The sequence below is a fragment of the Campylobacter concisus genome (genome assembly GCF_902460595.1).
GTDB lineage: Bacteria > Campylobacterota > Campylobacteria > Campylobacterales > Campylobacteraceae > Campylobacter_A > Campylobacter_A concisus_BL.
The window spans coordinates 410,987-426,072 of sequence record NZ_CABPVA010000001.1; the positions used below are offsets into that span (position 1 = coordinate 410,987).

Below are 15,086 nucleotides of genomic sequence, written 5' to 3' on the forward strand. Positions count from 1 at the left end.
GACCAAAATTTAACTATATAGACTTTATATCTAAAAAAAATCCCCAAGCCCAAAAAAGCTTGGAGATTGCGTTTTAGCAAGAGAAGCAGGTCTTAAACTCATAAGCGGTTGGACGCGCTTCATAAGGCCAAACCTGAGTTTCAAATTTCATGTGCTGATAAGTGTCGATGAAAAGATCGCTCATTATCGGTTTTAGGTATTCGTTATCGCGGATAAGCGCCTCAAGGCTGCCACGAAGTGTGTGTGGGAGCTGCTCGATGCCGCGCTCTCTGATCTCATCGAGGTGAAGTTTAAATAAATTTTCATCCATCGGACCAACTGGCTCGTATTTGTGCTTAACGCCGTCAAGGCCCGCCATTAGCATCGCTGAGAAGGCTAGATAAGGGTTTGCCGTGCTATCAGGGAATCTCATCTCAGCTCTAACTGACTTCTCGCCAGCGCCGTAAGGTATGCGGATGCTCGCTGAGCGGTTTTGGCTAGAGTATGTGAGGATAGATGGCGCTTCAAAGCCTGGGATTAGGCGTTTGTAGCTGTTTGTACTCGGGTTTGTGAAAGCTGCAACGCTTCTTGCGTGTTTTAAAACGCCTCCGATGTAGTGTCTAGCAAAGTCACTTAAATTTGCGTAGTTGCCCTCTTTGTAGAATAAATTTTTGCCGTCTTTCCAGACTGATTGATGCACGTGCATGCCGCTGCCGTTGTCGCCATAAAGCGGTTTTGGCATAAATGTAACTGTCTTGCCGTTTAGGTGAGCGACCATGCGAACGACGTATTTGTAAATTTGAACGTTGTCAGCAGCCTCGACTAAGTTGCCAAATTTCACGCCGATCTCGCCTTGACCTTGTGCGACTTCGTGGTGTCCTAAAAATACTTCAAGACCAACTTGCTCTAAAACCTGCATCATTTCAGCCCTTAGATCGACCATGCTGTCGATTGGCTGAGTCATCAAGTAGCCGCCTTTTCTGCGTGGGCGGTGACCTGTGTTGTAGCTGTCTTTGAAGTCTGCAGCGTCGTTCCACTCGCCTTCTTCGCTATCTACTTGATACATCGCACAGTTTGGGCTGTCGATGATTTTTACATTGTCAAATACAAAAAATTCATTCTCAGGGCCAAAATATGCCTCATCACCAAGTCCGCTATCTTTTACATATTGCATCGCTCTTTTTGCGATCGAGCGAGGGCATTTTTCATAAATTTGACCTTTGTAAATGTCGTAGATATCGCAAAAAACAACGACTGTGATGTCAGAGGTAAATGGGTCCAAAAACGCAGATGTCGCTTCTGGCTTCATTATCATATCGCTCTTGTCGATAGGCTGCCAGCCGTTCATCGAGCTAGCGTCCATTGGGATGCCGTTTGTGAAATTCTCTTTTGTAACAGCTTTTATGTTGTAGCTTATGCTGTGCCAAGCGCCGTTTAGATCGGTAAATCTAAAATCTACAAATTTAACTTCATTTTCTTTGCAAAAATCAAAAAAATGATCGATGTTTTGGACAAATTTTCCCATTTTTTATCTCCTTCTGGTTTTTAATTTTCGTATTGTATCACAAAATTTTATATTTAAGATTATTTTTATATTTTATTTGACCCCAAACTAAAATTTTACTAATTCTCTATCTCTATTTTTAAATATCGCACACTTTGAATATCCCAAATTTCTAGCTATCTGCTCGCAAATTTCGCCGTTTTTACCGATGTCTTCTTTGGCATGAGCGTCTGAGCCAAAGGTGATGGTGATGTCATTTTCAGCGATTAGCTCTAGTAAATTTACACTTGGATATTGCTCGCCGATAGGCTTTCTAAAGCCAGCTGCGTTTATCTCGACTACTAAATTTGCCTCTTTTATCGCTTTTATGGCGTTTTTGGCTAGGATCCTGACATCTTTTTTGGGTAAAAATTTAAATAGCTTTAAAAGATCGATGTGTCCCATGATGTCAAATTTACCAAGCTTAGCTGACCTTTCTATGTGGTCAAAATACTCCTGCCAAATTTGATCCAAGTCTTTGCCCTCGTATCCGCCGATAAATTCGGGATTGTCAAACGCCCAGCCGTTAAAAAAATGCACAGAGCCTATTAGATAATCAACCTTTCTAGCAAAAACTCGCTCGTCCATAAAGCCATCTAAAAAGTCCATCTCATAACCAAGTAAAATTTCTATCTCGCCGCTAAATTCATCTCTTAAACGTAAAATTTCGTCTTCGTAGCTTTGCATCTCCTCAAATTTCATCCTATAAGCTTCATCGTAGTTCATCGGCGCGTGATCGCTAAAGCCAAAGTATTTTGTGCCAGCTTTTATGGCGCATTTCACAAATTCTAGCGGTTCGCCAACTGCGTGGTTGCAAAGAGGTGTGTGGTTGTGAAGATCGACGGTCATTTTTAGCCTTTTAAAGTCGTTTATTTTTCAAAAATGCTACCTAAAATTTGATAAATTTAAAGATAAACGCATACTTTTTAAACTTTCTTTTTATTTAAATCCTATATAATCAAGGCAAATTTTATTAGGAGCTTTTATGACCCAAGAGGAACTTGACGCGCTTATGGCGGGCGGATTAGAGGATGATTTAGGTGATACTAAAGATGCCAGCCAAGAGGTCGCGGACGTCAAAGAGGAAACAGACGAGGTAGCAGAAGTTGCAGAGGCAATGAGTGCTAAAGCAGATGAGCCACAAGCAAATAGTTCAAAACATGGCGAAAACTACAGAGTGAGCGCAGACGGCGTTTGGCCACCACCACCACCGACTGAAGACCATAAAATGGTGCATCAGCTTGACGATGTAACAAGAGATAGCGAAGAAAAAGCTACTCAGATGTTTGACAAGCTTGAGACGATAAATAACTTTTTCATGGACGCTGAGAGCGACTCAAATAGCCTAAAAGACGCAATAAACTCAAACGTTGAGCTATTTACGACGCTAAGTGAGAAATTTCCAAATATTGCCGCATTTAGCGAAGCTTTGGAGAAAAACAATGCACTTCTTGGCACGATCGATAACATCATCTCAAATTTACAAATGGGACAAGATGAGATCATGATGGCTATGGATATGATGCAGTATCAAGACATCCACAGGCAAAAGATCGAGCGTGTTATCAACGTTATGAGGGCACTTAGCAAATATATGAATACCTTGTTTGAAGGTCGTATCGATGATGATAAACGCGTTGGCTCTGCTGTTCATATCGCTGGTGATACAACGACTGAAAACCTAGTCAGCAACGACGATATCGAAGCCTTGATAGAAAGTCTAGGTAAAAAATAGTGCTAAAAAGGCCTGAGCTTTTATCTCCAGCTGGAAATTTAACAAAACTTAAAATCGCCCTTGAATACGGAGCCGACGCTGTTTATGGCTCTGTGGCTAGCTTTTCACTAAGGACTAGATCAGCAAGAGAGTTTAACCTTGAAACTTTTAAAGAGGCGATAGACTACACACACGAAAAGGGAAAGAAATTTTATGCGACCATAAATGCCTTTCCTTTTAACTCTCAGATAGAGCCGTTAAAAAGGCACCTGCAAACCATCTCAGCGATGAAGCCAGACGCCTTTATCATCGCAACTCCAGGCGTCATGAGCCTAGCAAAAGAGATCGCTCCAGATATCGAGATACATCTCTCAACTCAGGCAAATGTTATGAACGTTTTGGACGCTAAAATTTATCACGACATGGGTGCAAAACGCATCGTTGTGGCTAGAGAGATGAATTTAAAAGATGTCATAAAGATAAAAGAGGAAATTCCAACCCTTGATATCGAAATTTTCGTCCATGGCTCGATGTGCTTTGCCTACTCTGGCAGGTGCTTGGTAAGCTCAGTGCAAAGTGGTCGTATGTCAAACCGCGGCAGTTGCGCAAACGACTGCAGATTTAAGTATGAACTCTACGCCAAAAACGAGGATAGTGGCGTGCTTTTTCGCTTAGAAGAGGACGAAAATGGCACTCACATCATGAACTCAAAGGATCTTTGCCTCATCTCGCACATCAAAGAGATCGTTGATAGCGGTGTCATTGATAGCTTTAAGATAGAGGGCCGCACAAAGAGCGAATACTACGCAGCCTGCACAGCAAGAGCCTATAAAATGGCGATAGATGACGCCATGAACGACAAATTTGACGCACAAATTTATGAAAATGAGATAAATACGCTGAAAAATCGCGGCTTTACGGACGGCTACTTGGTGCATAGACCTTATGAGCGAACCGATACGCAAAATCACACGAGCAGCCTAGAAGAGGGCACTCATCAGGTAAATGCTATAAGTGAAGATGGTGAGTTTTTTAAGTGTAAATATAAAATTTTCCCAGATAAGGGCTACGAGATCGTAGCACCGACTGGCTCATATATGGATGATAGTGAAAATGAAATCTCAAAGGTCTATTCACAAGATGGCAAGAAATTTATCAAATTTAAACAGCTCGTTACCAAAAAAGGTAAGGTCATGAGCGAAATTCATAGCGGCAATGAAAATGAGATAAACCTCGGCGTTAAGCTGCCAAAATTTAGTTTTTTAAGGGAGAAAATATGAAATTTGTTTCTATTATAATGGGAAGTAAAAGCGACTATGAGATCGTTAGCGAGGTGGCAAAGACTTTGGAGAAATTTGGCGTAAAATATGAACTGATAATCAGCTCAGCCCACAGAAGCCCAAAAAGAACTAGCGAATACGTCGTAAATGCCGAGAAAAAGGGCGCAAAAGTCTTCATCGCAGCTGCTGGCATGGCAGCTCACCTAGCTGGTGCGATCGCCGCAAACACAACAAAACCAGTGATCGGCATACCAATGGCTGGCTCAGCTCTAAGCGGCGTTGATGCACTTTACTCAACCGTGCAAATGCCAAGTGGCATGCCAGTGGCAACTCTAGCTATCGGCAAAGCAGGTGCTATAAATGCAGCCTATCTTGCGGTGCAAATTTTAGCCCTTGAAGATGAGGGGCTAGCAAGTGCGCTAAAGGCCGACAGAGAGGCAAAGATAAAGGCTTTAGAGGATGATTCTTCAAAGGTTGAAGTGATACTATAAAAGGAGAAGCGGTGCAGACCTATCTTGGAGTTGATGAATTTTGCAAACTTGTGCACTTGGAGCGCGAAGTTATCGAGGATATGATAAATCGTGGCGTTTTGAAAACCAAAGAGGAAAATGGAGAAATTTTGATAGAAGCGAGCGAGGGAACGATGAGCGTGGTGCCTAGTGTTTCGCAAAATTTATCCTTGCAGCCGCAAAGCCAAGATGGTTTTACATTTGTCGAAAAGACGATCGGCACGATACTAAATTTACACGAAAAGGTGCTTGACGCAAAAGATGAGACGCTTGAGACCTTAAGAAATGAGAATAAATTTTTAAAAGAGGCGCTTATCTCGATGCAAGAGCTCTATGACGAGGATAGAAAAACGGTCGAGACGCTTACAAAACAGCTTAAAATTTCACAAGATGAAGTTGAATTTTTAAAACGAAAATACAAGCTCATGTGGAATCAAGCGGTTGAAAATTTCAACGGACAAAAGTAGTTTATGAAGATTATAAATTTAGAAAATAGCTTTGAAATTTATGGAGTAAAAACTCGCACTAAAAATGAAGATGAAATGGACGGCAACGGCAAAATTCCAGCTTTATGGTCCAGATTTATGAGTGAATACTATGATGGCAAGAGTGAAATTTATAGTGTTTACTGTAACTACGAAAGTGATTTTAATGGACATTACGATAACTTCATCGGCACAATATCACGCCAAAAAGATAGTGAAAATTTAAATATACAAAGCGGAAAGTACGCTCTTTTTAGCTTTGCAAATGAGCCACAAAATGTTGCAAAATTTTGGGATGAAATTTGGAGATATTTTGAAAGTAGCGAGCTAGAAAGAACCTATAAAACAGACTTTGAAAAATACCTAAAAAATAAAATAGAAGTTTATATATCAATAAAATAAAAGGCAAAAAATGACATTTTCACAAATAATACTAACGCTTCAAAACTATTGGCAAGAGCAAGGCTGCGTCATACTTCAGCCATACGACATGCCAGCAGGTGCGGGCACATATCACCAAGCGACATTTTTAAGAAGCCTTGGACCAAAGCCGTGGGCGACAGCATACGTAGCTCCAAGCCGCCGTCCGACTGATGGCAGATACGGCGAAAACCCAAACCGCCTTGGCGCTTACTATCAGTTTCAAGTGCTCATAAAACCAAGTCCAGAAAATATCCAAGAGCTTTATCTAAAAAGCCTCGAAAGACTTGGTTTAAATTTGAAAAATCACGATATTCGCTTTGTTGAAGACAACTGGGAGAGCCCGACGCTGGGCGCTTGGGGACTTGGCTGGGAGGTCTGGCTAGACGGCATGGAAGTGACACAATTTACCTATTTTCAGCAGGTGGGCGGCATCGCATGCGAGCTCATATCTGGCGAGATAACATACGGCCTTGAGCGCTTAGCTATGTATCTACAAGACGTAAATAGCGTCTATGACATCGTTTGGGACGACTCTAATGGCAACATCGTAACCTACGCTGACGTGCATAAACAAGGCGAGTATGAGTGGAGTAAATACAACTTTGAAGTGGCAAACGTTGATATGCTCTTTAACCAGTTTGAAAACGCATTTAACGAGTGCAAACGCTGCTTGGAGGCTAAAATTTCACTGCCAGCTTACGACTACTGCATGCTTGCAGCTCATACGTTTAACGTCCTTGATGCGCGCGGAGCGATAAGCGTGACGCAAAGACAAGACTACATCTTGAAAATTCGCGAGCTTGCAAAAGAGTGCGCGCTAACATATAAAGAGAGCCTAGAGCAAAAGTAAAATTTTATGAAAATAGCTGAAATTTATAAAAATTTAGATGAAATTTGCCCATTTGTGAGCCAAGAGTCTTGGGACAATAGTGGCTTGCAGGTTGGCTCATTTGACAGCGAATTTGAGCGAATTTATCTAAGCCTTGATCTTGATAGTGAGCTTTTGCAAAATGTCTTGCCAAACTCGCTCATCATCACTCACCATCCGCTCATTTTTAAAGGGCTAAAGTGCCTAGACTACAGCCTCTATCCAAGCTCGCTCATAAGAGAGATGATTATAAAAAATATCTCGCTCATCTCGCTTCACACAAATGCCGACCTTGCATTTTTAAATGAAAAATTTGCGACGCAGGTTTTGGGGCTTGAAATTTCAAGCAAAGATGGCTTTTTGATCTACGCTGATGTGAAGATGAAATTTGCTGAACTTTGTAAATTTGTAAAAGAAAAACTTGGGCTAGAAAATTTAAGAGCAGTTCATGCAAAAGATGAAATTTCTAAAATTTGTATCTGCACTGGAAGCGGCGCAGATCTCATTCAAGATGTCAAAGCAGACGTCTTTTTAACGGGCGATCTAAAGTATCACCAAGCCCTTTACGCAAAGGAAAATGGACTAAATTTGATCGACATAAACCACTATGAAAGCGAGCGTTATTTTAGTGATTTTTTAGCAAAATATTTGCAAAATCTAAAAATTGAAGTTATAATAAGCAATTCTAAAAACCCATTTACATATTGCTAACAAAAAAAGGAAACATTATGAATAAATATTTGCAACAATTAGTTGAATTATCTGATCTTGACAAACAAATAGACGGCTTCACGCCGCGCATACAAGAAGTCGAAAAAGCCTATAAAAGCATAGAAGAAGAGTGTGAAACTATAGCGGTTAATGTAGAAAGACTTGACGAAGAGGTAAATGATCTAAAATCACAAAAATCAGGTACAAACGCCCATATCGCAGAATTTAGCGCCAAGATCAAAGACGTAGCTAAAAAAAGCTCGAGCGCTAAAAGCGAAAAAGAGATAAAAGCGCTAGGTCTTGAAGAAGATATCGCAAAAGAGCAACTTGAAGCAGCAAACGAAGAGATCGCTAGACTTGAAAAACTAATAGACAATAAAAATGCTCAAAAAGATGAGCTAAATGCTAAAAAAACAGAGCTTGAAGGAAATTTAGAAAAGATAAAAAGCGAGGTTTCATCTGAGCTTGAAAAGATCGAAAAAGAGCGCAAAGAGGTATATGCTAAAAAAGATAAACTTGTCGCTGCGATGAACCAAAAGATCTTAGCATTTTACGAAAAGATCAGAAAATGGGCTCACAACACAGCCGTTGTGCCTGTTAAAAAACAAGCTTGTCATGGCTGCTTTATGCAGATAAATGATAAAACTTTCTCTGCGGTTGCAAAAGGCGAAGATATCGTTACATGCCCGCATTGTGGCAGAATTTTGTATAAACAAGAGCAATAACACATTTCGTGATAATAATATATTATTTTTTAGCCTCAATACTCTATTTTTTTGGGGCTATCTTTCTACTTTTTTTAAGTTTTAAAAAAAAATACCATAGATCGATCCCAGCACGTTTTTTTCTCTTTAATAATCCTAAATTTAAAGATGCAGATGTGCATTTTCATGCTTGCTCATTTGGCGAGGTGCAAGCACTTAAGCCTTTGATGCAAAAATTTGATAGCAAAGCCATAAGTGTGGTGACAAATACTGGCTTTGAAGCGGCAAGTAAAATTTGTTCTAACACAAGATTTTTGCCATTTGAAATTCTCTTGCCATTTTGGTTAAAAAAGAGCAAAATTTTAGTCATTTTTGAGGCTGAGCTTTGGCTCATGCTAGTTTTCATGGCAAAGCTAAAAGGTAGCCGCGTGATCCTTATAAACGCAAGAATTTCAGATAGAAGCTACAAAAGTTATTTGAAATTTGGCTTTTTTTACAAATATCTTTTTAAATTTGTAGATAAAATTTACGCCCAAAGTGAGCTTGATAAAGAGCGGCTAAAGTCGCTTGGAGCTGGCGAAATAGAGGTCGTTGGCAATATAAAAGCTGCATTTTTGCCAAGCGTGAGTAGAGTTTATGAAAAGCCAAAAGTTAGAGTGATCGTGCTAGCAAGCACGCATGCTGGTGAAGAAGAGATGATTTTAGATAATTTAAATTTAAAAGAAAACGATCTATTAATCATCGCACCACGCCACCCTGAGAGATTTGCAGAAGTTGAAAAGCTAGCGATCGAGTACGCTAAAAAGCATGATTTTAGCTTTGCAAAATTTAGCCAAACGCATAAATTTGATGCTAAAGTAAATTTGCTTGACACTTTAGGCGAGCTTGTAAATGTCTATGCTATTAGCGATGTAGTCGTACTTGGAGGCAGTTTTGTGCCAAATATCGGTGGGCATAATCCAATCGAGTGTGCGAAATTTAACCCAGTTATAATTAGCGGCGAGTTTATATTTAACCAAAAGGCGCTATTTAGCCTAGTTGAAAACATTTACATCGCAAAGGTCAGCGAGATCGGCGGCATAATGGGTAGTGATGCCAAAAAGAGCAATATCGCCGTGCAAGCAAGCGCTGATGCGATCATAGAAGATATAAGGAGCACTTTATGAGTGAAGAAAAAGCGTATAAAATTTTAGCCAAGCAAAAAAACATCTCAAACAACGAGGCAAAGGAGCTAATTGACAGCGGATTAGTCTATGCCAAGGGGCAAAAGGTGATGATAGCTCGTGCCTTGATGAGTGAGAACACTAAATTTAGCGTCGAAGAGATGCCAAAGCCAAGCGTTATCTTTGAAGATGAAAATTTAATAGCAATTAATAAACCAGCCGCCGTAACTAGTGAAAAAATCAGCCAAATGTATAAATTTCCGCTTCTTCACAGACTTGATAAAGACACAAGTGGTGTGCTGCTTCTTGTAAAAAATGATGAATTTGCAAGCCTTGCCATAAATGAGTTTAAAAAGATGAAGGTTGAGAAAATTTACGTGGCCACAGTTAGGGGCATCATGAGCGAGGAAGTGGTCGTAAATGAGCCGATCTTAACGATAAAAAATAAAAATGGTGCCATTTCGAAGATATCAAAAGATGGCAAAGAGGCGATCAGTGAAATTTCACCGCTTATGGTTGTGGGTAAAAAAACGCTAGTAAAAGTTGCCATAAAAACAGGCAGAACGCATCAAATAAGAGTGCATTTGGCTAGTTTAAATTTACCGATAGTTGGCGATGAGAAATACGGCAAAAATAGGGCAAATAGAATGTTTTTGCATGCTTACTCTATCGCTCTTTTAGACTATAAATTTAAAGCGCCGATACCAAAAGAATTTAACTCTCTTGGATTTGAGCTATCTAATAAATTTGAAATTTAAAGAGCAATAAAGAAATTATTTAGTAATATACGCCCTTTAATAACAACTTAGAAAGGTGATTAGTGTTCGAACAAATTAGCGAGTCTTTTAGATTAGCCGTTAGCAAGATACGTTTTGTAGATGATGAAAAAGCTCTAAAAAACGCACTTGACGTGCTAAAAAAAGCTCTTTTAAAAGCTGATGTTCACCATAAAGTCACCAAAGATCTACTCGCGTCTATCGAAAGCGAACTAAAGCAAACTGGCGTTGGCCAAAAGAATTTCTTAGATGCGATCAAGTCAAATTTAACTACTATCTTAACAGCTCCTGGCAATCAAGGCTTTGTCTATGCGCCAGTTGCACCGACCATTGTTTTGATGGCTGGCTTGCAAGGTAGCGGTAAAACAACGACAACTATCAAGCTTGCAAACTATCTAAAACTAAGAAAGAAAAAAGTTTTAGTCGCAGCTTGTGATTTGCAAAGATTAGCAGCCGTTGAGCAGCTAAGACAGCTCTGCGTTGCAAACGAGATAGATCTTTTTTATATAGAAAATGAAAATAACCCCGTAAAAGTAGCAAAAGAAGCGCTAGAAAAAGCAAAAAGCGGTCTTTATGATGTGCTTTTGGTGGATACCGCTGGTCGTCTTGCGATTGATGAAAAGTTAATGCAAGAGATAAAAGATGTAAAAAATGTGATAAATCCACATGAAATTTTCTACGTAGCTGACGCCATGAGTGGTCAAGACGCCGTAAAGACAGCTACAAGTTTTAATGAAATTTTAGGAATTTCTGGAGTTATCCTTTCTAAATTCGACTCTGATTCAAAGGGTGGCGTAGCTATTAGCATCGCAAAACAGCTAAATATCCCACTTAGATTTGTCGGTACTGGCGAGAAAGTAGCTGATATCGAGAGCTTTATACCAGATCGTATCGTAAGCCGTATAATGGGCGAGGGTGACTTAGCCACTTTGGTTGAGAAAACATCGATTATTATCGATGAAAAAGAGGCAAAACGCCTAAATCAAAAGATAAAAAAAGGCCAGTTTAATTTTAATGACTTTTTAGATCAGATGGAAAGCGTTAAAAAGCTTGGCAGTATGAAGTCTTTGATGGGAATGATACCTGGACTTTCAAATATTGCAAATCAGATAAAAGATATAGACCTTGATAATTCAAAAGAAATTTTGCATATTAAGGCTATGATAAATTCTATGACGCAAAAAGAGCGTGAAAATCCAGACCTTTTAAACAATAGCAGAAAAAGGCGTTTGGCAGCTGGCTCTGGACTATCTCAAGTAGAGGTAAATCGTTTTTTAAAGCAGTTTGAAAATGCTTCGAAGCTTGCTAAGAAATTTTCAGGAAAAGGCGGAGCAAAAGGACTTGCAAATATGCTTTCACAAGCAAATTTAAAAAGACCTGTTTGACAAAAGGGTTTAAATTTGGATATTTGTTATCTAAATTTAAGCTTTATTTAAAAACAAGAGGAGAATATAATATGGCAACAGTAGTAAGACTAACAAGAATGGGACGCAAAAAAAGACCTTTTTATCGTATAGTTGTTACAGATAGCAGAAAAAGACGCGACAGCGGTTGGATAGAGAGTATTGGTTATTATAACCCTATGGTTGAGCCAAATGTTATAAATTTCGACAAAGAGAGATTGAACTACTGGAAAAGCGTTGGCGCTAAACTTAGCGATAGAGTTGCGCAAATTACAAAATAATGGTTGAAAATTTTTTATACGAATACGCCAAGCTAATAGCTGATTTTCCTGAAAAGGTAACTATCGAGCGTCAAGAGCTTGGTGAAAATTTTGTCGAGATCATTATAAGTGCCGATAAGGTTGATACTGGAAAGCTTATTGACAAAGACGGCAAAATGATAAATGCTATAAAGACCGTTATTATTGGCTGTAAAGCCAAAGACAATACAAGCTATAGAGTAACGGTAAAAGCTATTGAATAGTGATATTGTTGAAGTCGCTACCATCGGGAGATGTGTTGGCTTGAGGGGCTATTTAAAGCTTCACAACAAGAGCGACTTCCCAGAACAATTTAAAAAAGGCGCAACCTTTTTTGATAAAAACAATGATCAGCTCATCATAAAAGACTATAACAGGCAAAAAGAGCATGTTTTGTTTGAAAATTTTGATGACTTAGACCTTGCTAAAACACTCGTAAATAAAACTATCTACACCACAAAAGAGCTCACTAGAAAAAACTGCAAACTAAAAAAAGATGAATTTTTTCAGTTTGACATTATTGAATTAAAAGTTGTAGAAAATGGCGAAATTTTAGGTATCGTAGAAGATATCCAAGATAATTTTGCAAATTCACTTTTATACATAAAAACAGATGATGAGCTTATCGCAGCTGGCAAACCAAAGAATTTCTACATTCCATATTTGGGGCGTTTTATCGAAACTGTAAATTTGGAAAGCGGGGAGATTTTGGTAAAAGGCGCTAAAGACATCTTAGAAAATTCATGAAATTTACGTTTATTACACTTTTTGAAAATTTAGTCAAACCTTACTTTTGTGATTCTATTTTAAAACGCGCAATTAGCAATAGATTTATTGAAATTGATTTCATAAATCCAAGAAATTTTACCAAAGACAAACATAATAAAGTTGATGATTATATGATCGGAGGTGGAGCAGGGCTTTTGATGTTTCCACAGCCTTTGGATGAGTCGATCAAATTTTTAAAAGTAAAAGACAAAAATACCCATGTTATTTTTTTGACACCAGCCGGTAAAAAATTTAGTCAAAATGATGCAAAGAGGCTCTCTAAAAAAGATCATATTTGTTTTGTTTGTAGTAGATACGAAGGGCTTGATGAGAGAGTTGTTGAGCTTTGGGCGGACGAAGTTTTTTGCATAGGTGATTTTATTTTAACTGGCGGAGAGCTGCCTGCACTTTGTATGAGTGATGCGATATCAAGAAACGTGCCTGGTGTTTTAGGAAACGACATGAGCCTTGAAGTAGAGAGCTTTGAGGACAATCTACTTGAAGCTCCATCTTTTACAAAACCTGATAATTTTAAATCTATCTTTGTGGTTTCAGAGTTTTTAAAGGGTAATCATGCTAAAATCCACAACTTAAAAAACAAGATGGCTCACTGCAAAACAAGGTACTTTCGCCCTGATTTATATCAAAAGCTAAAGCCACATAAATAAGGAAAAACATGAGAAATAAATACATTGAAGCGTTTGAAAATGCTCAAATTGCTGGTAAGAATATCCCTGACTTCCGTGCAGGTGATACATTGCGTGTGGCTACTCGTATTCATGAGGGCGACAAAACAAGAATTCAAAATTTTGAAGGCATTTGTATAGCTAGACGTGGTAGCGGTACTGGCGAAACATTTATTATCAGAAAAATCGGTGCTAACAGTGTTGGTGTTGAGAGAATTTTCCCAATATTTAGCGACTCTATAGAAGAGATAAAGGTTCTTAGAAAAGGTCGTGTTAGAAGAGCTAAACTATTTTACCTACGTGAACTACGTGGTAAAGCAGCTAAGATCCGCGAACTTAGAAAATAAAACTTTTTCCCTGAAATTTTCAGGGATTTTCTCCTATAAACTATATTTAAAATCATTTTTATATTACTCAATATTTATACTTCATTAATCACTCTTTGCTAGAATTTTACTTCAAATTTACTTTTAAGGAATAAAAATGAAAAAAATATTGGTTTCACTTGCAGCTATTGCGTCTTTGGCTATGGCAGCAATCAATCTAAACACAGCTACTAAAGAGGAGCTTATGAGCCTTGATGGCATTGGCAGTGCAAAAGCAGATGCTATCATCGAGTACAGAAAAGCAAATAAATTTAACTCAATCGACGATCTCAAAAATGTAAATGGTATCGGCGATAAAACTTTTGATAATCTAAAAGGTGAAATTTCTACTACTGGCAAGAGCGAAGTAAGCGAAAAAGCAAAAGTTGGTAAGAAGAAAATAGATGAGACAAAAGATGAGATGAAAGAAAAAATCTCTGATAAAAAAGATAAATTTAAAAAGAAAGCTTCTAAAAGTAAAGAAGAGCTAACTTCTAACAAAGAAGATGAAACTAGCATAAGTGAAAAAGCAAAAGATGAAAAAGATAAAGTTGTTGATAAAGTAAAAGATAAGAAGAAAAAAGCCACTTCAAAAGCTAAATCTAAAAAAGAAAATCTTAAAGAGAAACTAGAGAAATAAAACACTTAAAACCTGCTTGTTTTTACAAGTAGGTTTTATAAAATCATATATTTTTGTTTTTATTGTAATTGACAAAAAAAGTATTACAACTTTCTTCAAATTTTATTGATCCGATAATTTGTTAATTTTCATCTTTAGCCAAGGTGTTTTGCTAATTTGTTTCAAAATACCTGCCATCTAACTTTACCAACTAAAAATTTGTATGGAATTGCTCCAAAAAAACGACTATCAAAAGAGTGATTGCGGTTGTCGCCAACCATGAAAAATGTATCTTTTTCTAACTTCCATATAAAAGCATTTTGACAATCCGGAGTATCTAAATTTGATTTAGATGAAGCCATTTCTGAAGTGTCTTTATTGTTAAGAGTTTCTTCTAACCCTTTTTGATACTCATGTTCTAAGGCATTAAATATTATTACACTATCTTCATCATAGTGTATGCCTGCAAATTGTTCTTTATACGGATCAAAAATAAATTCTTTGTCTTGCGGACGTTTTAAATAAAGACCGTCACAAGTGAATTGAACCTCATCACCACCAACAGCAAAAACGCGTTTCATAAGGTGAGTTTTTGGACTTAGTGGATTTCTAAAAACTATCACATTTCCACGCTCCGGACGGGCAGTAGAATCTAATATGTGCCCACTATCGGCTTTTGATGAGATAAGAGGCGTTTGCGAGAAAGGGCTATATGGGTCTAATATGCCGTAGTCAAAAAGAGTTGCAACTATAACCGAATTAATCTTATATGTTGGCTCCATTGAGCTTGT

The 15,086-nt window shown here is 38.2% G+C and carries 20 protein-coding genes; 17 read left to right on the forward strand and 3 right to left on the reverse strand.

Annotated features, from left to right (window positions below):
* Positions 1–73: 73 nt before the first annotated feature.
* Together glnA and F3G86_RS02010 are read right to left on the reverse strand one after the other, a co-directional pair.
* Entirely contained in the window at positions 74–1,504 is a 1,431-nt protein-coding gene (gene glnA, locus F3G86_RS02005; protein ID WP_103575036.1) for a type I glutamate--ammonia ligase, read from the reverse strand.
* Positions 1,505–1,591: 87 nt separating this feature from the next.
* Positions 1,592–2,371, reverse strand: coding sequence for a histidinol-phosphatase (locus F3G86_RS02010; RefSeq protein WP_149722841.1), 780 nt, complete (start codon positions 2,369–2,371; stop codon positions 1,592–1,594).
* A gap of 136 nt (positions 2,372–2,507) precedes the next feature.
* Between F3G86_RS02010 and F3G86_RS02015 the strand changes: the two genes are divergently transcribed.
* From F3G86_RS02015 to F3G86_RS11065, 17 genes are all read left to right on the forward strand, one after another.
* Positions 2,508–3,257, forward strand: coding sequence for a hypothetical protein (locus F3G86_RS02015; RefSeq protein WP_021092189.1), 750 nt, complete (start codon positions 2,508–2,510; stop codon positions 3,255–3,257).
* A complete protein-coding gene (locus tag F3G86_RS02020) occupies positions 3,257–4,516 on the forward strand; it encodes a peptidase U32 family protein (RefSeq protein ID WP_149722842.1) in 1,260 nt (419 codons plus the stop codon). Before F3G86_RS02015 ends, F3G86_RS02020 begins: the two co-directional genes overlap by 1 nt.
* Positions 4,513–5,007, forward strand: coding sequence for a 5-(carboxyamino)imidazole ribonucleotide mutase (purE, locus tag F3G86_RS02025; RefSeq protein WP_149722843.1), 495 nt, complete (start codon positions 4,513–4,515; stop codon positions 5,005–5,007). The genes F3G86_RS02020 and purE overlap by 4 nt, the downstream gene beginning before the upstream one ends.
* An 11-nt stretch (positions 5,008–5,018) precedes the next feature.
* On the forward strand, positions 5,019–5,492 hold the full coding sequence (locus tag F3G86_RS02030) for a DUF3972 domain-containing protein (protein ID WP_103567334.1): 474 nt from the start codon (positions 5,019–5,021) through the stop codon (positions 5,490–5,492).
* Positions 5,493–5,495: 3 nt separating this feature from the next.
* On the forward strand, positions 5,496–5,912 hold the full coding sequence (locus F3G86_RS02035) for a GyrI-like domain-containing protein (RefSeq protein ID WP_149722844.1): 417 nt from the start codon (positions 5,496–5,498) through the stop codon (positions 5,910–5,912).
* A gap of 10 nt (positions 5,913–5,922) precedes the next feature.
* A complete protein-coding gene (gene glyQ, locus F3G86_RS02040; RefSeq protein ID WP_021084368.1) occupies positions 5,923–6,783 on the forward strand; it encodes a glycine--tRNA ligase subunit alpha in 861 nt (286 codons plus the stop codon).
* Between the two features lie 6 nt (positions 6,784–6,789).
* A complete protein-coding gene (locus F3G86_RS02045; protein ID WP_149705511.1) occupies positions 6,790–7,512 on the forward strand; it encodes a Nif3-like dinuclear metal center hexameric protein in 723 nt (240 codons plus the stop codon).
* A gap of 17 nt (positions 7,513–7,529) precedes the next feature.
* Complete coding sequence (locus tag F3G86_RS02050; protein ID WP_149722845.1) at positions 7,530–8,237, forward strand: zinc ribbon domain-containing protein; 708 nt, start codon at positions 7,530–7,532, stop codon at positions 8,235–8,237.
* Positions 8,238–8,245: 8 nt separating this feature from the next.
* Complete coding sequence (waaA, locus tag F3G86_RS02055; RefSeq protein ID WP_149722846.1) at positions 8,246–9,382, forward strand: lipid IV(A) 3-deoxy-D-manno-octulosonic acid transferase; 1,137 nt, start codon at positions 8,246–8,248, stop codon at positions 9,380–9,382.
* The gene (locus tag F3G86_RS02060) at positions 9,379–10,137 is read left to right on the forward strand and encodes an RluA family pseudouridine synthase (RefSeq protein WP_149722847.1); all 759 of its coding nucleotides are present in this window, start codon (positions 9,379–9,381) and stop codon (positions 10,135–10,137) included. The genes waaA and F3G86_RS02060 overlap by 4 nt, the downstream gene beginning before the upstream one ends.
* 62 nt (positions 10,138–10,199) lie before the next feature.
* Positions 10,200–11,540 (forward strand): signal recognition particle protein, encoded by a 1,341-nt coding sequence (gene ffh, locus F3G86_RS02065; RefSeq protein WP_149722848.1) that lies wholly within the window; start codon positions 10,200–10,202, stop codon positions 11,538–11,540.
* 71 nt (positions 11,541–11,611) lie between these two features.
* The gene (gene rpsP / locus F3G86_RS02070; protein ID WP_149722849.1) at positions 11,612–11,839 is read left to right on the forward strand and encodes a 30S ribosomal protein S16; all 228 of its coding nucleotides are present in this window, start codon (positions 11,612–11,614) and stop codon (positions 11,837–11,839) included.
* Positions 11,839–12,081 (forward strand): KH domain-containing protein, encoded by a 243-nt coding sequence (locus F3G86_RS02075; protein WP_149722850.1) that lies wholly within the window; start codon positions 11,839–11,841, stop codon positions 12,079–12,081. Before rpsP ends, F3G86_RS02075 begins: the two co-directional genes overlap by 1 nt.
* Positions 12,074–12,604 carry a ribosome maturation factor RimM gene (gene rimM / locus F3G86_RS02080; RefSeq protein ID WP_149722851.1) on the forward strand — a complete coding sequence of 177 codons (531 nt, stop codon included), beginning with the start codon at positions 12,074–12,076 and terminating at the stop codon, positions 12,602–12,604. The genes F3G86_RS02075 and rimM overlap by 8 nt, the downstream gene beginning before the upstream one ends.
* Positions 12,601–13,293, forward strand: coding sequence for a tRNA (guanosine(37)-N1)-methyltransferase TrmD (gene trmD, locus F3G86_RS02085; protein ID WP_149722852.1), 693 nt, complete (start codon positions 12,601–12,603; stop codon positions 13,291–13,293). Before rimM ends, trmD begins: the two co-directional genes overlap by 4 nt.
* Before the next feature lie 8 nt (positions 13,294–13,301).
* A complete protein-coding gene (gene rplS / locus F3G86_RS02090) occupies positions 13,302–13,658 on the forward strand; it encodes a 50S ribosomal protein L19 (RefSeq protein ID WP_002941851.1) in 357 nt (118 codons plus the stop codon).
* Positions 13,659–13,794: 136 nt separating this feature from the next.
* Entirely contained in the window at positions 13,795–14,316 is a 522-nt protein-coding gene (locus F3G86_RS11065; protein WP_103647113.1) for a ComEA family DNA-binding protein, read from the forward strand.
* A gap of 161 nt (positions 14,317–14,477) precedes the next feature.
* Here the strand turns inward: F3G86_RS11065 and lepB are convergent.
* On the reverse strand, positions 14,478–15,086 hold a 609-nt coding region (gene lepB, locus F3G86_RS02100; protein WP_188116405.1), incomplete at its 5' end, for a signal peptidase I.